Annotated in this window: 11 protein-coding genes; 8 read left to right on the plus strand and 3 right to left on the minus strand. The window is 38.7% G+C overall.

The features are described 5' to 3' along the window. Positions 1 to 370 precede the first annotated feature (370 nt). Genes AC07YT_RS24500 through AC07YT_RS24520 form a run of 5 tightly spaced genes read left to right on the plus strand, consistent with a single transcriptional unit; the run spans position 371 to position 14,046 of the window. Complete coding sequence (locus AC07YT_RS24500; RefSeq protein WP_086547273.1) at positions 371 to 5,677, plus strand: DEAD/DEAH box helicase; 5,307 nt, start codon at positions 371 to 373, stop codon at positions 5,675 to 5,677. Continuing rightward, the gene (locus AC07YT_RS24505) at positions 5,674 to 6,075 is read left to right on the plus strand and encodes a type II toxin-antitoxin system death-on-curing family toxin (protein WP_086547272.1); all 402 of its coding nucleotides are present in this window, start codon (positions 5,674 to 5,676) and stop codon (positions 6,073 to 6,075) included. Before AC07YT_RS24500 ends, AC07YT_RS24505 begins: the two co-directional genes overlap by 4 nt. Then, complete coding sequence (locus AC07YT_RS24510; protein ID WP_086547271.1) at positions 6,065 to 8,920, plus strand: DUF8741 domain-containing protein; 2,856 nt, start codon at positions 6,065 to 6,067, stop codon at positions 8,918 to 8,920. The genes AC07YT_RS24505 and AC07YT_RS24510 overlap by 11 nt, the downstream gene beginning before the upstream one ends. A gap of 46 nt (positions 8,921 to 8,966) precedes the next feature. Next, the gene (locus AC07YT_RS24515; protein ID WP_086547270.1) at positions 8,967 to 13,664 is read left to right on the plus strand and encodes a DUF433 domain-containing protein; all 4,698 of its coding nucleotides are present in this window, start codon (positions 8,967 to 8,969) and stop codon (positions 13,662 to 13,664) included. 1 nt (position 13,665) lies between these two features. Further along, positions 13,666 to 14,046 carry a hypothetical protein gene (locus AC07YT_RS24520; RefSeq protein ID WP_086547269.1) on the plus strand — a complete coding sequence of 127 codons (381 nt, stop codon included), beginning with the start codon at positions 13,666 to 13,668 and terminating at the stop codon, positions 14,044 to 14,046. 251 nt (positions 14,047 to 14,297) lie between these two features. Here AC07YT_RS24520 and AC07YT_RS24525 read toward each other — a convergent pair whose 3' ends face one another. Next, a complete protein-coding gene (locus AC07YT_RS24525; RefSeq protein WP_086547268.1) occupies positions 14,298 to 15,527 on the minus strand; it encodes a tyrosine-type recombinase/integrase in 1,230 nt (409 codons plus the stop codon). 112 nt (positions 15,528 to 15,639) lie between these two features. On the opposite strand from AC07YT_RS24525, the gene AC07YT_RS24530 reads away from it, so the two are divergent. From AC07YT_RS24530 to AC07YT_RS24540, 3 genes are all read left to right on the plus strand, one after another. Beyond that, a complete protein-coding gene (locus tag AC07YT_RS24530) occupies positions 15,640 to 16,044 on the plus strand; it encodes an EVE domain-containing protein (RefSeq protein ID WP_086547267.1) in 405 nt (134 codons plus the stop codon). A gap of 88 nt (positions 16,045 to 16,132) precedes the next feature. After that, positions 16,133 to 16,639 carry a hypothetical protein gene (locus AC07YT_RS24535; RefSeq protein WP_086547266.1) on the plus strand — a complete coding sequence of 169 codons (507 nt, stop codon included), beginning with the start codon at positions 16,133 to 16,135 and terminating at the stop codon, positions 16,637 to 16,639. A gap of 458 nt (positions 16,640 to 17,097) precedes the next feature. Next, positions 17,098 to 17,661, plus strand: coding sequence for a hypothetical protein (locus AC07YT_RS24540; protein WP_086547265.1), 564 nt, complete (start codon positions 17,098 to 17,100; stop codon positions 17,659 to 17,661). A gap of 170 nt (positions 17,662 to 17,831) precedes the next feature. Here AC07YT_RS24540 and AC07YT_RS24545 read toward each other — a convergent pair whose 3' ends face one another. Together AC07YT_RS24545 and AC07YT_RS24550 are read right to left on the minus strand one after the other, a co-directional pair. Then, complete coding sequence (locus AC07YT_RS24545) at positions 17,832 to 19,013, minus strand: cation:proton antiporter (protein ID WP_086547264.1); 1,182 nt, start codon at positions 19,011 to 19,013, stop codon at positions 17,832 to 17,834. A gap of 70 nt (positions 19,014 to 19,083) precedes the next feature. Next, the gene (locus AC07YT_RS24550) at positions 19,084 to 19,605 is read right to left on the minus strand and encodes an acyl-CoA thioesterase (RefSeq protein ID WP_086547263.1); all 522 of its coding nucleotides are present in this window, start codon (positions 19,603 to 19,605) and stop codon (positions 19,084 to 19,086) included. Between the last annotated feature and the right edge of the window lie 385 nt (positions 19,606 to 19,990).

Genomic DNA, 19,990 nt, shown 5'->3' on the forward strand with positions numbered 1-19,990 from the left:
AGATGTGCATGATCCGGTAACCAAATTGGTGGCCAGTTTGGCCCGAAACAGAGGGGTCACTTTCACTGAAATACACAACAACAAGCTTGTTATTGCTCAACAATGTTCCTCCTGGGCTAAAAGATTGCTCGCCAGAAAAGAATAAATTAGGCTAGCAAAGATTCGTTTTGACTATTTTTTGAGTCTTACCACTGAAAATTTTCGGAGGTTAAAATCGGATAGTAAAGTATAATTACTTTTTAACCTTCTCCGGTTTAATGTTTAAATTTATATATTTGAAATTAGGCTAAAAATCCCGGTTGTTATCTGGGTATTGGTCGTATTTTCTTTTTAACAAGATGACAACGCTCACGCTGGACAAGTACCATACATGGATATTCTAAATTTTCATAAAAAACTAATAGGTAATTATAAAGATTACATTCAGAGTTTTTTAAACATTAAAGATAAAGATCTTAATACATTTGTTGAGGGGGAAATTAGCAGTGGCAAGCTTTGGCCCGAGCCTTTGATTCAATTTAATCCTACGTTTGAGCCTGGTGTTGAACTTGAAGAACTGGTTGTTCAAGGACGGATTCACCAGAAAATGAAAGACATCTTCAAAGGCTATCGGCTACATCGTCACCAGCAGGAAGCTATTCTGTTAGGCGTTGAAGACAAAGAGTTTGTAGTGACTTCTGGCACAGGTTCAGGAAAGTCTCTAACGTATATCGCGACGATATTCAATCATGTATTAAACATGGAAAGGACAGTAGACGGACGGGTCCAGGGTATCGTTGTTTATCCTATGAATGCACTTATTAACTCACAGTTTCAGGAACTTCAAAAGTTTGAAATCAGTTATCTTGAGGGAAATGTGTACGAAAAAATAAATAAGGATGGAAAGCGGCCTGAAGATATTATTAAAGAGTTGCAGGAACTCACGCCGGTTCGTTTTCCTATTCGTTACAAACAGTATACAGGTCAAGAGGACGAGACAGAACGTGATGAGATACGGAAAAATCCACCTCATATTCTGTTAACTAACTACATGATGTTAGAGTTGATGATGACAAGGGGGGGGAAGGATTCTGAAATCAGGGGAAATATACTTGCCAACATGAAATACTTGGTTTTTGATGAACTTCACACCTACCGAGGACGTCAGGGCTCTGATGTTTCGGTACTGATTAGAAGAATTAAATCAGCTGCCACACAAGATAGGATAATATGCATCGGCACATCAGCAACAATGGTTTCTGATGATGCCATTTCGCTTTATGAACAAAAGCAAGCAGTCGCAAATGTAGCTACTACTATTTTTGGATCAGCTATTTCTGTTGAACAAATTGTAAATGAATATTTAATAAGGAGTATTTCAGGTATAGTACCTAACTCTAAAGAACTCAAAGAGGCTGCTATTGCCAAAATTGATTTTGCAAAGGGAGGTGAATATTTTGAAGTACATCCGACAGCAATTTGGATTGAAGAGAATATTGCATTGTTACAGAAAGAAGAAAGGTATGTGCGCCGGAAACCTACAACGATTGCGGCCATCAGTAGCTTACTAGCCGAAGTAACTGATTTACCTCCAAGTAAAACTTTAAAGCATTTGGAAGAACTCTTGGAGTGGGCAAACCTATTGAATTCAAATCAAGGTGCTGAAAAAAGAAAAAACTATTTACCTTATCGCATTCACCAGTTCATTGCACAAACAGGCTCCGTTTACAGCACACTGGGTGATCAGCAATCAAGGAAATTTTTTATGGATGCTGGACTATATGCAGAAAATAAAGATGTTAAGGTTTTTCCTTTGGTTTTTAGTCGCTCTTCCGGGCATGAGTTTTATTGTGTCAGGCTAGAAAAATCGGTGCAAAAGATTCAACCTAATGAATTTTATGATGTCTTTGATGAGGAGAGCGAAGGCAGTTCGGAGGAAGGCTATTTGTTTATTCAGCATGAGGATGATGATGAACTGATTTGGGACTTAGAACGGGATAGTAATGATCTTCCAGAGTCATGGTTTCAACCTGTCCGTAAGGATGGTTTAGCTAGATTGAAATCTGACAGAGAAAAAAGATTGCCTAAGAGAATATTCTTTGATAAACAGGGTAACTTTTCCTCAAATGAAAATCTTGGTTTTGAAGGGTGGTTTATTCCTGCTCCCTTAATGCTGGACCCTTCATCAGGAATAATATATGAATCCCAGTCTGGAGAATATATGAAGGTGATGAAGTTGGGTGGAGAGGGGCGAAGTACGGCAACCACGGTACTTTCTTTTGAAACGATATTACAACTCAAAGCATTTGATGAGCCCGCAAGACAGCAGAAATTATTGAGTTTTACTGATAATCGCCAGGATGCTTCTCTTCAGGCCGGTCATTTTAATGATTTTATTAAGGTCGGACAGCTGCGCTCGGCCATTGCAGAGGCTTTAAATAGGTATAATGTGTTGGACTATACGAATATCGCTGAGCGCATTTTTGATGCTTTGAGTATATCCCAGTATCAGTTTGCTAAATATCCGGCCGATTTTCCTGGTCCAAAGAAGGAAAATGAGGATGCTTTTAAAGATTTTATAACCTATCGGGTCTTGCAGGATCTCAAAAGGAGCTGGCGTGTTGTGTTGCCGAATCTTGAACAGTGTGGTTTGCTGAAAATTGGCTACAAGTATGTCAATGAATCTGCTGCTGATAATAGCTTATGGCAAAGTAATAAACTTTTGGCATCAATGTCGGCTGAAGAGCGCGAGGAATTTTTGACCCAACTATTTGACTTTTTTAGAAAAGCGTATGCTCTAAGCTTTTCAATGCTGGATGCTGGGGTAATAGTTCAGAATGCAAAAAGAATAAAGGAAAAATTGCGTGCGCCATGGACTCTGGATGATAATGAAAGGCTGGACCTTCCAGTCTTTATACGTTTGGAGAAACTCAGCTCCACATCAAGGGGGCATGCCTCAGAAAGTGGGGGTGCACAGAGTTTGCTAGCCAGGTATATCAAGAGGACTGCAAATGCACATGAAATTAAGTTACCCAAACGAGCAGATTATGATGAATTGGTTTACAACCTGTTTGATTTCTTAAGCATTCAGGGAGGCTGGCTTTCTTCGAAGAAACTTAAGGCTGAAAATGGAAACATGGTAAATGTTTATCAGCTCAAAGCAGATATGATTTTATGGCAAGCCGGGGATGGGAAATCTCTTGCTCAGGATCTAGTGCGTGTACGTTCCTATAAACCAATAATGCTCAAGCCTAACCAGTATTTTCAGCGTTTTTATAGAACTGATTTCCATAATTTAAAGCCAATTGAGGGCAGAGAACATACCGGGCAGATTTCCAATGAAAAAAGAAAATTGCGAGAAAGAGAATTTCGGTCTGGTGAGATATCAGCGTTATTCTGTTCACCTACGATGGAACTAGGAATTGATATAGCTGACCTTTCCATTGTTCATATGAGGAACGTGCCTCCATCGCCTGCAAATTATGCACAGCGCAGCGGACGGGCCGGACGGAGCGGTCAGGCAGCATTAGTGATGGTGTATTGCTCTAATTTTAGTGCACATGATAGGCACTATTTCAAGCATGCGGCAGATATGGTCGCAGGTAAAGTTACGGCCCCGCGTATAGATTTGCTAAACCAGGATTTACTAAAGAGTCATCTCTACGCCTCAGTATTAACCAGACATGCATTAAGTGATTTAAAATTATCTATTGGTGATATTGTGGATACATCAAATGTTGAGATTTTACCAATGAAGGATGAGATCCTTGAATCAATCAAACTCACTTCATTAGAGAAACAGGATATTCTCTCAACTTTTAAAAAGGTAGTTGCCGATAGCTATTTTGTTCATGAAGTTGAAAAAAGAAAACCCGCATGGTTTACCGATTCATGGATTTTGCAGAACATAGATGGGTTTGAACTGGCTTTGGATGCTGCTCTTAACCGCTGGCGAATACTCTATCGTACTGCTCAAGGTCAAATTAAGGAGGCCACAAATATTATTGAGAATAGGGTGTATGCTGATGATCACCAGAAGAAAAAAGAGGCTTACAGAAGTTTGCGTCAAGGCGAGAGACAACGTGATCTACTATTAAATAAAACAGGTAATTCGATTACGGATCAATCAGAGTTCTATCCTTACAGATACCTTGCAGCCGAGGGTTTTTTACCTGGCTACAATTTTACACGTTTGCCAATCAGGTCTTTCATGGAAAACGAGGATCAGGGAGGTGAATTTATTTCCAGACCAAAATTTGTAGCGTTGAGTGAATTTGGTCCTAGAAATGTTATTTACCATGATGGCGCAAAGTATCGTATCGACAGGATTTTACTTTCTGAATCGGAACTGAAATTACAAAAAGCCAAAATCGCACCGAAATCTGGATATTTTCTTTATAATGATCAATATGGTTATGAAGTAGATCCTATTGTAAATGAGCCTCTTGTGCTGGATGCGAACAAGGATGTTCACACGACATTAATTGAAATGGGTGAGACACGTGCCTACGAAATGCAGCGAATTACCTGCCAGGAAGAAGAGCGCACACGCAAAGGTTATGACATTCAAACTTATTTTTCAGTGGATGGTGGTTTTGAAAATACCATAAAAGGACTCGTTAAGATTGGTGGAGAGGATTTATTGCATGTCCATTATATTCCTGCCTGTAGGATCTTTAAATTGAACTTGAAGTGGCGAGCGTCTAGAGATAATGGTTTTACAATTAATTTGCAAAATGGTTATTGGCAGAATAAAAAGCAACAGGAGGAACATGCGCATTTGGATGAAGTTAAAAATGTCAAGCTTTTTACCTCAGATACCGCGAATGCAATTTATTTGCAACCTGTTCTAGCTCTGGGCCTGAAAGGTGAGGGCAATGGGGTGATCACTTTTATGTATGCACTAAAGGGTGCAATTGAACGATATTTTCAAGTAGAAGCGAACGAAATCGGGGCTACGGTTATGGGGGACATCAATGCACCTAATATTCTAATTTATGAGTCAGCTGAAGGTAGTTTGGGTGTGCTGTCCCAAATTATTGATAACCCTAGGGTTTTCAATAATTTAATTGATGAAGCTTATCGTTTGTGTTTCTTCAAAAATGACCTAGAACAGGAAGGTGAGCTTACTCCGGCAACTTATGATGATCTTTTAAGTTATTTTAACCAGTCATATCATAGTCAGATCGATAGAAACCTCATTCGGGACGGTTTATCGCTGTTAAAAAAAACCAATTTGGAAATACTCTCAAATAACCTATTTGACAATTATGAACAACAATATAATTTTTTAGCTAAGAGTGCTGATGAGAATAGTGTAACGGAACAGCGCTTCTTGAGGTTTCTCTTTAACAAGGGCCTTAAATTACCCGATCAAGCACAACCCTTGGTTAAGGATATGTTTGTCCGTCCTGATTTTATGTACCATCCTAACGTACTTATTTTTTGCGATGGAACACCTCATGATAACAGTGTTGTCGTTAATGACGATAAGCTGAAAAGGGAAACATTAAAACAGGCAGGCTATCAGGTATTGGTTTGGCGCTATGACGACGATTTAGCTGCTTTTGTTGCAAGACGTCCAGATATTTTCAAAATCGTACATGCACCATCGCCCCAAAAAGCCCTTGATCTCAATGAAATATATCTGGAGGCAAAATCCAAATATTCACAGACTTTGAAAAAGCTGGGACAATGAGGGAGCCGATCTTCTTGACCGCTGAACAAATTCTTCAGCTTCATGCTAATATTATTCGCGATGAAGGAGGAGAAGCGGAACTAAATAATGAAGCATTATTTTTATCGGCGATCGCACAACCTCAAGCAACTTTTGACGGTATTTATTTACATGAAAATGTTTTTATGATGGCTGCTGCTTATTTTTTTCATATTTCCCAGAATCAACCTTTTTCCGATGGAAATAAACGAGTAGGCTTTTTAAGTCTTTATACTTTCCTGAGAATTAATGGCTATGAATTAACCGCGAGTGATGATGAGATCTATCCTGAATTGATGTGCATTGCTATAGGTAATTGTACGAAGGAGGATTTGGCAAGATACATTCAAAATAAAACGATATTTAGAGATGATTTTTGATTTTAAACCGGGAAGTCTGGTTAGGCTGAGAAACCGCCCATGGATAGTAATGCCATCTGAAGATAGTGATGTATTTTTGGTCAAGCCTTTGGGAGGAACTGATGATGAAATTACGGGAATTTATAAGCCTTTGGCTAACCAAAGTGACGTGCCTGTGTCCTACAATTTTGTTAAACCATCAGGTGCTGATTTAGGTGACTTTTCTTCGGCAAAGCTTCTTTATAATGCTTCCCGTCTTTCTTTCAGGAATGCTGCCGGACCATTTCGATCCTTAGGTAAATTGTCTTTCAGGCCAAGATCATATCAGATGGTGCCATTAATCATGGCCTTGAGACAGAAGCTCACTAGGCTGCTAATTGCTGATGATGTAGGTATTGGTAAAACAATTGAAGCGCTTTTAATTGCAAGAGAACTTTATGAACGTAAAGAAATCAAAGGTTTTGCGGTGCTTTGCCTGCCGCATCTATGTGATCAGTGGCAGGATGAGTTGAAATCAAAGTTTGGAATTCAAGCTGTTATTATCCGTTCCGGAACAGTTAGTGCATTAGACAGGCAACTTAGAGCGCATGAAAATATTTTCCGGGCTTTCCCATTTCAGATTATATCTATCGATTACATAAAGGCTGGAAATAAGCGTCAAGTGTTTATAGATCATTGCCCAGAATTTATAATAGTAGATGAGGCGCACTCCTGTGCAAAGCCTGCCGGCGCTAATCAGTCGCAGCAACTGCGCTACCATTTATTACATGATCTTGCCTCCAAAGTGGATCAACATCTGGTGCTGCTTACCGCTACCCCTCACAGCGGGAAACAAGTGGAGTTTCAGTCTCTTCTAGGTTTACTTAAATCGGAGTTCGAAAGGCACAGCATTGTTGATTCCGATCCAGCGATGAAAAAGGAACTGGCTAGTTGTTTTATTCAGCGTAGACGCAGTGATGTACTCCAGTGGATGGATGAAAGAACAGTTTTTCCACAAAGATTATCTGTTGATAAGGATTACCAGATTGGGCAGGCTTATGGCGAGGTGTTTAATGATATCTTATCTTACGCTAGGGAGCTTGTTTTATCCAATGCCGCCGATTCGAGAAAACAGCGATACAGTTACTGGGATGCTCTTTCCCTTTTGCGTGGTGTGATGAGCAGTCCGGCTGCAGGTATATCCATGCTTGAGAAAAAGGCACGTAAGCGGCAGTTAAGCGAAGCGCTTGATGAGTTTATTGATTATCCGGAGGGAAGTGAAAATGTATTAGATACAGATTTTAGTCAAGATGATAATTTGCCATTGCAGTTAAATAGTGTTTTTGAGGTGAGTGATCCGGAATCTAGAAAATTGATGCGTTATGCTAAACGTCTTCTTGAATTATCTACTTTGGAAGGTGATTCCAAGGCTAGGGAAGCTGTAGCGCAGGTAAAACAGCTCTTACAAAATGGCTTGAATCCGATTATTTTTTGTCGATACATTCAAACTGCTAATTATTTGGGTAAAATTTGTAAGGAATATTTCAAAGGTAAGAACTATAAGGGATTGCAAATTGAGATAGTGACTAGTGAGCTCAACGATGAAATGAGAAGAGAAAAGATTGCGGAAATGAATGTTGCAACAAATCGTTTGCTTATTGCTACAGACTGTTTAAGTGAGGGAATTAACCTCCAGGATGGTTTCAATTGTCTTTTACATTATGATCTTCCATGGAATCCGAACCGGTTGGAGCAGCGAGAAGGTCGTATCGACCGTTTTGGCCAAAGAGCTTCGATGGTTGAGGTTATTTTACTTTATGGGAGTAATAATCCTATTGATGGGGTGGTTCTTGACGTGCTATTGAGAAAGGCAAAAGAAATTAGAAAGGAAACAGGGATTTCTATTCCCTTCCCAGAAAATAGCGCATCGGTGATGGAGGCGGTGACTAATGCCATTTTACTTAAACCCCAGGTAAAAATTAAGCAATTGTCTCACCAACTTTCGATTTTTGAGGCTGATGAGATTACCGCCGAAAAAAATAAAGTAGCAAAGGCTTTTGAGGAGGCTGAAAAAAGAGAGATGCTATCCAGAAGTATCTTTGCACAGAACAGCATTGCTGCTTCTGAAATTGAACAGGATCTAAAAGATGTTGATGAGGCCATTGGTGATGTTAAAGCTGTGGAATCTTTCGTTGTAGAGGCATTAAGATTTATGGGCGTGCAGTTGGATGTGGTTAACGATGGCTATAATTTGCATACCACAAATTTACCCATTCGCCTCAGGTTGTTAGTCCCCGACAAAATTTTAATTAAAATTTGTTTTCTTTCTCCAACACCTTTCGGCTATTTATATATTGGAAGAAATCATCCCTTAACTGAAGCGATTGCACAGGTGATTATCCACGATGCTTTAAATGGTTCACAAACTAATCGCGCTTCTCGAACAGCGGTTATCATAACCTCCGCAGTGGCTGAGCGAACAGTACTTTTTCAGTTTAGGGTCCGTAATGTGATCATGGAACAGCCTTCAGCCAAACAGATTGTTGCAGAGGAAATGTGGCTTTGGGGATATAAAGGAAGCATTGAGGCCGGAAAATACTTCGATAAAGATGATGCTCTCGTTTTACTGATGAATGCAAAAGCTACGCAAAATATGGCTTTGGCCGAACAGCTTTACTGGTTGGAGGAGGAGGTGAATTGGATGAGTAATGAAGAAGCTTTCAGGGCCAGGACTGATGGGGTTGCACTTCAGCGCGCAAATAAACTTGTAGAAAGCCATGCTAAATTCAGAAAGCTGGTGAGTGGGAGTAAATATAAAGTCGTTGAACCGGTTCTTCCTATGGATGTTCTTGGGGTATATGTGCTTTTACCAGAAATCAGCAAATGAGCATAAATATTATAACAATATTGGTAGATTTGAGGATTGAAACTGAATGAATTATTCTAGCATTAACGTACACGGCAATCTTCTTTCTGAAGATGTCCTTAAAAAGATTGAATCTGCAGATATTCACGGTCAGGCTCAGGTAGATTTTAAAATTGACGGTGGAAGCAACCTTAGAAGTGAGATTGAATATGCCTGGAGTAGGATAAAACTTGACTGGGCACAATTTCAGGCCAAATCGCAAAAATTACCGGATAGTGATCCCTATGGGACTACTTTGACTAGAAAGTGGATGAGGAATTTTTTTGATTCACTAGGCTTTGAATTGCGTGATCAGCGAATGTCTTTAGTTGGAGACAATGGTCAAAATTATTTCATTAGCCATACAGCCGAAAACCTAGATGGCCTGCCTGTGCATATTGTTGGTTTTACAGAGCCTGCAAACCCCAATAAAAGTACCCTTGATATTAAAACCAGTGGCGGCACCTCCAGGTATTCCCCTCACGGAACCATGCAGGAGTATTTGAATGTTACGGAACATCTGTTTGGTATTGCTGCCAACGGATTGTATGTCAGATTAATGCGAGATACAGGGCATTTGATTAAATTGACTTATGTGGAATTTGATCTTAGGCGCATGCTCGAGGAGGATAAGTATAGTGAATTTACGTTGCTTTACAGGCTTATACACGCCTCAAGATTTCCAGTGTATAAACAGGATGCAGATCAATGTTTATTGCAGTCATATTTTCTTGAAAGTATTGAAACGGGTAACAGGATTAGAAATGGGTTGAGCAAAGCCGTAAAAAAATCACTTGAAGCGCTTGGTCATGGCTTTTTAAAGCATCCCGACAACGAGCAATTACGGGAAGCATTGTTATTTAACCGTTTTACTGCGGCAGATTATTATCGCCAGCTCTTAAGGGTGATTTATCGCTTGCTATTTTTAATGGTCACCGAAGAGCGTGGATTGGTATTTGATGCAGAGGATAAATCTGAAAAAACACTAAGATTAAAAGATATTTACTGGCAATTTTATAGTATCGCCAGAATTCGGGAATTTTCAGAAAAGCGTCATGCTTATGAAACGCAGTACCAGGATCTTTGGCAAGGACTTGTTAACACTTTTAGGCTTTTTGAGGGAGAAGGCAACGGGATGACGCTCGGTATTCTTCCGCTCGACGGGGACCTTTTTAATAGTGAAGGTATTGCCATGCTACAGGGCAGTTCAATTAACAACAAACTACTATTAGAATGTATAAGTAATCTGAACGAGTTTAGAGATGAGAATGATTTTTTAGTGAGCATAAACTACAGGTCTTTAGATGTTGAAGAACTTGGTTCAGTTTACGAGGGTTTGCTAGAACTCCATCCTGTAGTAGAGAATCTGGATGCTGCTAATCCAGCTAACATTTTTTTTAAATTCCTTGGGGGAACGGATAGAAAAACTACCGGCTCATATTACACCAGGCCTGAACTGGTTAATGAGCTCATCAATTCCGCTTTAATTCCTGTCATTGAAAAAAAAATAAATACAGCTCAGAATAAAGAGGCGAAAATTGAAGCATTATTAGCTTTAAAGGTCTGTGATAGCGCCGTTGGTAGTGGTCATATGCTATTAGCTGCAGCCAGAACTATAGCCTGGTATATGGCGAGACTACATAGTGGTGATGAGAATCCCTCAAAACCGGTATACCAAAAATGTCTTAGGGATGCGATACAGCATTGTGTATATGGGGTCGATATGAATCCTGATGCTGTTGAGCTGTGTAAACTTGCACTTTGGCTTGAAGGGCACAACTGTGGGAAACCTTTGAGCTTTTTAGACCATAAGATTCGGAATGGTAACAGCCTGGTAGGTGTAAAAGATTTCTCGGTTCTTTCCAAAGGAATTCCAGATGAGGCTTTTGCTTTTGTTACTGGCGATGATAAAGAGGTTTGCAGGGAACTAAAGAAAGCAAATGCATCTTTCAAAAAGATGCAGCAATATGATTTATTTGGTAAAGCAAATGTTGTAGAGGAGTATCATAATTTTAGTAATGAATTTCATGATCTAGAAGATATTGATCAGGACGATGTGGCGGCAGTGCGTTTGGTGAAAAACTTATTTTATTCACTGCGTAGTAATTCTACCTGGGAAAAAGATCGCCTTGCCTGTGATATCTGGACGGCTGCTTTCTTTTTTAACTACACACAGGAAAACAAGCTTGCTGCTCCTTTGAGCGAGTCCTTACTGGATTTTTTAAGGAATCCCCAAGGCATTGATGAATCTACCTTAAAAATGGCTACAGAGTTATCTGCCCAGCATAAATTCTTTCACTGGCCTTTAGAGTTTCCGGATGTGTTCGAAAATGGTGGTTTTGATGTCATACTCGGAAATCCGCCTTGGGAACGTATTAAATTGCAGAAAGAGGAGTATTTTGCTACACGTGATAGTGCAATTGCTAATGCAGCCAACGGTTCAGCGAGAACAAGAATGATTAAAGAATTGAAGGAATTAAACCCCACTCTTTTTAAAGCTTTTGAGGGAGCTGTACACGATTCTGAGAGCGTGGGTAAATTTTTACGTTTCAGTGGTCGTTATAACTTAACTGCCGTAGGTGATATCAACACCTATTCTGTTTTCTCAGAGCTCGCCCGCTCATTAATTCATGAAAGTGGAAGAGTGGGGATTATAGTGCCAACAGGAATTGCTACCGATGACAGTAATAAAGCCTTCTTTTCAGAAATGGTTGAGCAGAACTGTCTGGTGAGCTTATTTGATTTTGAAAACAAAGAGGCAATTTTTCCGAGTGTACACCGAATGTACAAGTTCTGTTTGCTGACCCTTGCTGGAACAGATATCGGTAAACAGAAAATAAACTTTGGGTTCTTTCTTACCAAAATAAGTCATTTAAAAGATAAACTCAGAATATTTAACCTTGATAAAACTGATTTTTTCAGGCTAAATCCCAATACCAAAACTTGTCCTGTATTTAGAACCAGTGTTGATGCTGAATTATCAAAAGCGGTTTACAACCGGATGGGTGTGTTTATAAATGATGTTGAAAAACAAAATCCCTGGGGTGCTTATTACATTCGGTTGGTAGATTTAGGTGACCATCAGAATGAAATTGAAATGGTTCATCTTCGGGATACTAATGTTTATCAGGTGCCAATCTACGAGGCTAAATTGTTTTGGCAAATGGATCATCGTTTTTCTACCTTCAAAGATCAAACTAATCTGGCAATTGAAAACGGTACTTCGTTACAACTGTCAGTAGAAGAAAAGATGAATCCTGATTCACAAATCGCTGTGCGTTATTATGCCAAAGCAGAACTCAAAGAGTTGCTTTTTTCTAAGTACAAGGACTATGATTCAAATTATTTTGTTTTGTGGAGAGATGTGACCAATGCAACAAACGAACGGACTTCAGTGGCTTCGGCTGTGCCTAAAGTCTTGGCCTCGAGATCCTCTCCGGGTATCGGTTTCGAAAAATCTTTGCCTGGGTATTTATTGGTCGCTAATTTAAATTCCATAGTGTATGATTATTTTGTTCGTCAAAAAGTTAGTGGTTTGCATTTTAATTGGGGCTTATTAAAGCAAACCCCAGTTATCCCACCACATTTATATTCCCCTGAAGATCTTTATTATATTGCCCCAAGATGTATGGAACTTATCTACACCGCGTGGGATATTAAGGGCTTCGCTGATGATTTTTGGCGAGATGCTGGAAAGGAGCTTAAGGAAAAAGTTGAACAGCAATGGGAGGATAACAGATCGTTTGGTGATCAGAAGCTAATGTCAGAAGAGAATGAATCCCTTATTAACGGTTGTCCTTTACCACCTTTTATTTGGAATGAGCAGAGAAGAGCTGTTCTCAAAGCTGAAATTGATGTAATCTATGCCAAAATATACGGCTTGTCGCAGCGAGAGTTGAAGTATGTTGTTGATCCTCAGGATGTTTATGGAGCTGATTTTCCCGGAGAGACTTTCAGAGTGCTAAAGGACAGGGAAAATCGAAATTATGGTGAATACCGGACCAAAAAATTTATTGAGCAAGCTTATGATAATTTTCATAATATTGCTTTACCAGTATTAAAGATTAAAACAGAAATGATAGATTTGAGTCTCCATCAAGGGATTTATAGCATCTGGGAAACTGCTATGATAACAAGATTTTCTTCGCAAAAGGTGACCTCATGGTTTAAAGAGCTTGAAAAAGCCCATTATGAGGGTGTGGGCAATAAGACGTCCTCAACTGGTGAAACCAGAATTAGTTTTCATGGTCTGATCGAATTGGTGGTAATTGGTACTTTGCGAGATAATGGCATCTCTCTCAAAAGGATCCTGAAGGCCAGAGCTGATTTGAGTACAAAAACCGGAAAGATATATCCCTTTGCAACAAACAATGTCAATAAAAGTCTAAAGGTTTCAGGTAATGATATCGTCTGGGAGTTTGATGATGGTGTTAAAGTGACTCTGGATGGGACAAGCCAAATTAATATCGATTTGATTGCTTTATTTTTTAGAGACATTATCTTTAATAATGATATTGCTGAAAAAATGATGCCGTCCCGTGGTAACAATATGGTTGTTATTGATCCAAAAATTGGATTGGGTAAACCGGTTATTGTCAATAAGGAAGTTCCTGTTGATATAGTAGCCTCAAGTTATAAACATAATCCTGGGTCCCTTGATATTTTAAAAGAGCAATATGATTTGACTCAAGAAGAGGTAATGGCGGCTGTAGCTTACATGAATTAATATGGATATTCTTTTTGACAGACATTATCCTAAAAACCTTGTTGAGGCAATAAAACTCATCCAGCAACTGGATTCTTCCGCATTATGTAAGGTTTCCTTTTACGATAGCGCAGTTAATGATCAGGAGTTGGTTAATCCGATCTTATTTAGGGTAGATAAACATAGAAAAGGGGTTGAGCCAGTTACAGAAATTCTTTTTGAAAATGGTTTCAGGGTGATCGCACTAAAATTTCCCAAGGATAAATACTATGATTTTTTTGATCTTTCTTTAATTATCTTGAATATCTGGCCTAAAATAATTACTCTTCTTAAAGAAAAGAACAAACCCTTTATTTATAAGTGCAATGGCGATCACGGTAAGCTAATTTTGGTAAAAGAATAGTCTTAGTATCAGCTTCTGATTCAAGGATTGCCGTTATTGAATATTTCTGGAGTTACTGCCCTGCCAAAGAAATAGATTTTAATAGTATTCTTCAATATGGGGCACCAAAGTTGGTCAATTTAACGTTGTTTCTCTCTATCGTAGCTCAAATGTTTAAATTTTCAGTTGCTATGTCAAGAAAGCAATAAAAGAATTCAAGATTAAATCCAATTATTTCAAATAACGATCAATTTTTGTTAAAGCTAATACTCTTAAAATCTTCGGTTTTTAGTGGGCTGGATAATCCGTTTTTGTAATCGTTGTTTTATGTATGCAGTAGTAATCTGTAAAGAGGCGTGTCGGTTTTTCTCCATAATAGAATAGAAAGAAGCTCCATCTTCTAGATCATAGAAGTTCGAACTGTGTTTCAAAGCATAAAATTTCAGATGCTTGCTAAGTTTGTATTTGGTTCTGAAAGCCCTGAATTTTTGCCCAAAGTATTGCTCATTTACCGGTTCTGAACTTGGTTTGCACCTGTGGCCAAAAACAAAGTAGGCCTCTGGCTTATTTAGTATCAGCTTATTTAAGAGTTCGGACATTTCCTCATTCAACTCAAAAATTGCTTCCTGATCATTTTTTGTTTTGTTGGCAGGTAGAGTGATAATTCTTCTTTTCCAATTTATGTCATGGATCTGAAGCCTGGTCATTTCAATGGGACGAATATTGTATGAATATAGCATTTTTGAGGCCACGTAAAGCCCGAAATAAGCAGGGTCATCCCTGAGCAAGAGTTCCATGTTTTGTAATTCTTCTTCTTCGTAAATTATAAACCTTGAACTATCTTTGTGCGTGGACTTTTTTATCGCGTCATCCACGGGGTTTTCAGAAATCACCTTATATTTCTTCAGGTAGGAGAAAAACGTGCTCAAATCTGATCGATAGGTATTGTAGGTTACTTTCCCCCACTTACGCTGTTTGGTTTTAAAGCCAAAAAAATTGTCGATATCTATTGAAGTGAAGCTGCCGATTTTCCGGGATAAATAATTATGTTTTGTAAGCCAATCCTTGAGGTGCTCAATAACTATTTTATTGTTTTTGATCGCTGTTTTCCCTATCATTTTATCTTCAAAGCGTTCTTCTCTATGTTTGATCCAGTGATTACAGCATTTTACGATAGGAGATAAAGCATTTAAATCTATGCTGATACCTGCCTGAACAAATTCGTTTGTAAACGGGTCCCAACCTTTACTCAATAATTGTGTAATGGCGTCAACGGCAAATTGGGCGTTTTTCTTTATCTTTAAACGAGTATCATTTATTCCGCCTACACCACCTTTTCGTGCTCGGTCGAGATTTCCCCCTTTTAATTTGTTAGGCCAGTAAAAATATATGAAAGGTTTGTTTGAGTTTGTTATTTTTGTGGGAATAGAAAGATTAAAATCCGTACCGTTCCATTCCTTTATGAAAATATTCTCTGACCTGTTAGCAGTTTTGGTTTTCATAGATTTAATATTTGGTTATTCAAATATAACGAAATAGGCGGATATTTTGTCAACGGTTTTGTCAACGATTGAATGAAAAACCGCCTTTGAAGTACTTTAAATAAATATAAATATGCAATATTGGTTAGTAAAATCAGAGCCTTTTAAATACAGTTGGGAAAAGTTTAACAAAGATGGTCGTACCTTTTGGGATGGCGTTCGTAATTATCAGGCACGGAATAACCTAAAAGCGATGAAAGAGGGTGATTTGGTGCTTTTTTACCACAGTAACGAAGGCAAAAATGTGGTGGGTATTGCAAAAGTGGTGAAAGAGTTTTATCAGGATCCTACCACTGATGATGCCAACTGGGTAGTGGTTGATTTATCTCCTGTAGAAACGCTGAAAAACCCGGTTTCACTCGAACAAATTAAGGCTGAACCTAGTTTAACCGATATTTCGTTGGTTAGACAAGGACGGTTATCAGTTATGCCCTTAAAAGCAGCAGAATTTGATAAGATTCTGGAAATGGGAAGCTGATCAGTTTGCAGTTTTCAGTTAGCAATTAACAGTTTTCAATTAACAATTAACAGTTTTCAATTAACAATTTAATATTAACGCACTCAACATGAAGTTTAAAATAATCGCTACGATCATTATTCTGGTTACCTGCCTGTTTGTAAGCGAAAGCAGGTCGCAGGAATATATCAATTACCAGGTTAAGGTAAGAACGGATTCTTTAGGCACCCATAAAGGAATTTTGGAGAAAATAAATAGTGAAGGACTTACGGTTATGGATCATGGAAAATCTGTGGTGATCAAGGCTCAAAACATCATGAGTATTCGTTTGAAGAAAAATAGCTTTACAACTGCACAGGGCTTGTTGTACGGTACCATTTGCGGGGCCGCTATTGGTTCTACAGCATTTTTGAGCGACCTTCCTGATGATTCGCAGTTGACTATTTTAGCGACTATAACATCTGCCGGGGTTGTAGCTGGTGTAGGTTATGGATTGGCCTGTGAGATTTTAGCCAATAAAATGATGCTCAGAATTAATAAAGACACGAGTCTTTTTGCAAACGAGTATCAGAAACTTGAAAAGTATTCAAAAGCTTATTATACTGATAAACCTTAATGAGCTGTTTTTTGTAACATTTCGACTCCGCTATCAATGATGTTATCTTGCAGTTGTCTGTTGATGAGTAACTTGTAGTACCTAGGCATTTCCGCATAGCTAGGCCGTAGCATTATGTCTCCGTTCTACTTAAATCCGGCCTAACAAATTTTTCGGGCTCCACTGAAAAAGCCGCCTCACTAGCTTCGAAAGAAAAATTTTCAGCCGGTGTTTTTTGTTTTTTCACCTGTTTTCATTTTTTTAACTGCGTTCTAGCTAGCTCCGCTGGTCTTTTTGACATCAAAAAGAAAAAGCCCTTCGGCGGCGGCGAGCCGAGGCAAGGCTTTGCCCGGAGCCAAAAAAATAAATGTATACATCATTAATATTGAATTTTATACAATAAATTAATCCTCACCGTTACAGAAATCTTTAAATTAAGTAAAAAATGTATTAACTTAAATAAGTTCTTAATACCTCATATGAAAACCATCTATTTTACACTTCTCTTTTTCCTCTCCCTTACCATTGCACAGGCGCAAAGTATAAAACCCTATATCGCCGTTCTTAAAACACAAAATGGAAAATACAAAGGCATTTTATATAAAGTTGATTCAGTGAATGCCATTCTGAATCATGATGGCGAATTTATCAAGGTTCCGGTAAGCGAAATTAAAACCGTACAGATCAGAACGATTAAAAAAGGCTATGAAGGGATGAGTTTTATTAAAATTGGTGAAACCCGGTCTGAAGAATATAAAATGGACGCTAGTGGTAGAATGGTTGATCAATGGGGTAAGGAAGAGCCGACCTTTAAGGAAGATGTATCAGCTACTTTTTTTTCTGTCATTTTTACGGTACTTGCAAATGCTGTTGCACTACCTATTCATGCCATTAATCCGAATCTTGCACGTTTTAACTTTCGTAAACCAGATGGAAATAAGTTAAACGAACTCAGTTATTATTCTATTTATTATCAGGCCAATCCAAATGTACTGGCCGAGTTGCACCAGCTAAAAACCATTTCGGCTAAGTTTAAGCCTTAGGCGGTTGGAGTAGGGCGTATTGCGCTGGGCGTTTGGCGTTTGGAGTAGAGCTTAGGGCGTATTGCGATGGGCGTATTGCGTTTGGGGTAGATTAACCGATTGATTAATTTCCCAAAAAGTCTTATCCTGTGGCAACAAGTATTATTTTTCCGCTCTATGGAACCAATAAACTAATGAACCACACTATTTCTTTTACTCAAGGTTATCCCCAGCGTCATGACAATACTCGATCCCAATACCACCAGGAATAAAAATGGTGTACCAACCTCCGGTATTTTTAAAGAATCTGGCAGGTTAAAATAAAGCAAAATGCTAATGAGTCCGCGTGGTGCAATGTATAAAATCGGACTCAGGTTTTCTTTTTTGAATATTTTGAGAAACACCACTCTGATGATGTAAATCGATATAAGCATGAAGAAACCATTGGCCAGTACAATTTTATCGTTCAGGCTACTTATATTCATGGTAAAACCAAAAATCACGAAGAAAAAAGTACGGAGGATAAAGGCGCTTTCTGCTGATAACTGATAAAGCTGGGATAAATCGGCCGTTAAATTTTTGTATAAAAAGACACTTCTGAACCAGGCATTCTCAATGGCATCAGCATTGTTCAGGAACAGGCCCGTGCTTAAAATTAACACCAGGGAGGAGAGGTGGTAGGATTGGCCAATGGCATAAACCAGTATCAGGATGGCTATAATTAAAAAGAATTTGATGTGATGCACCAATCGTCCCATCACATACAGCAACACCACACAGGCAATGGCCGATAGTAAAAGGATCAGGAAGGTACTTAAACCTAAGCCAATAAAAGCCGATGTAGTGATCGAATGATTGGTAATGGCAAAATTGAAGATGATAATCCCTAAAATATCGGAGAAAGAAGATTCATAAATTACAAATTCTTTGTCGTGGTTGTTTAATGCCGCTGCCGAAGGAATGGCAATAGCCGAACTGATTACGCTGAAGGGAATAGCATTTGCAATACAGGTATATAAATCGTGGTGGCTGATCTGGTAAATAATGGTGGTAATTACAGCGATAGTGCCCAATAAAATACTTAAAGCAGAGAAAAAAGCACTGCGGATAATCTTGTTTTTATGTCGGTCGTATTTAAGTTCAAGTGAGCCCTCAAAAACAATCAAAATCAACCCTACAGTACCCAATGTGGGTAAGATAGAGAGAAAATTGAAGGTTTGTATCTTCAGGTTATCGACCAGTAAACGTAAACCAATACCCAAAAGCAGTAGTAATAAAACCGATGGTATTTTGGTCTTACTTGCCACTAAATCAAACAGATAAGAGAAAATAACTAATCCGCTTAAAATAATAAGAATGGTATAAGTTGTCATATTTTTCAGCGTAGGGTAAACCGCTAAAATAAAACAATCATGCTAAGCAGAAAGGAATTTAATGTAAAAATTATGCTTTAAAGAAAAGTGCTTTTAGTTCGCTGGCATCATCAGGATTCATTTTTCCACCTAAAACCAAACGTAATTGCCTGCGACGTAAAGCGCCATCAAACAAATCCTTTTCTTCGGGCGTTTCCGGGATAAGTTCTGGTACAGGTATGGTACGGGCACTCTGGTCAACTGCAACAAAGGTATAATAAGCCTCGTTACTTTTCTGGCGTGCACCACTTGGGATATTCTCTGCCCAAACATCTAAACGAACCTCTACCGAAGTATTAAATGCCCTGGTTACTTTGGCCTCAATGGTAATTACATCGCCTAATTTAATGGGATGTTTAAAAGAAACGTTATCAACCGAAGCGGTTACTACAATGCGGTTACAGTGTTTTTGAGCCGAAATTGCCGCTGCAATATCCATCCAGTGAAGCAAACGCCCACCCATCAGGTTATTTAAGGTATTGGTATCGTTTGGTAATACCAATTCATTCATGATGGTAAAACTTTCTCTGGCAAATTTCTTTTTTAAACTCATTTAAGCGCAAAAGTAAGTAAAATGTGGTTAAAATAAGATAGGCGGTCTTCATCCTGAATTTATTTTAGGATCTTTTTCATGATCAGCATAATGTTATGGGGTCGCAATGTGCCATCCGTTTTCTGCGGTGATCTGCGCAATCAGCGGGACAAGATGCGTAAGTTATGTTCCCGCAGATTTAATAGATTTTCGCAGATCTGTTTGTTTTTCTGCGGTGATCTGCGCAATCAGCGGGAGAAGATGTGTAAGTTATGTTCCCGCAGATTCAATAGATTTTCGCAGATCTGTTTGTTTTTCTGCGGTGATCTGCGCCATCAGCGGGAGAAGATGTGTAAGTTATGTTCCCGCAGATTCAATAGATTTTCGCAGATCTGTTTGTTTTTCT

Source organism: Pedobacter sp. GW460-11-11-14-TSB4, assembly GCF_059423705.1.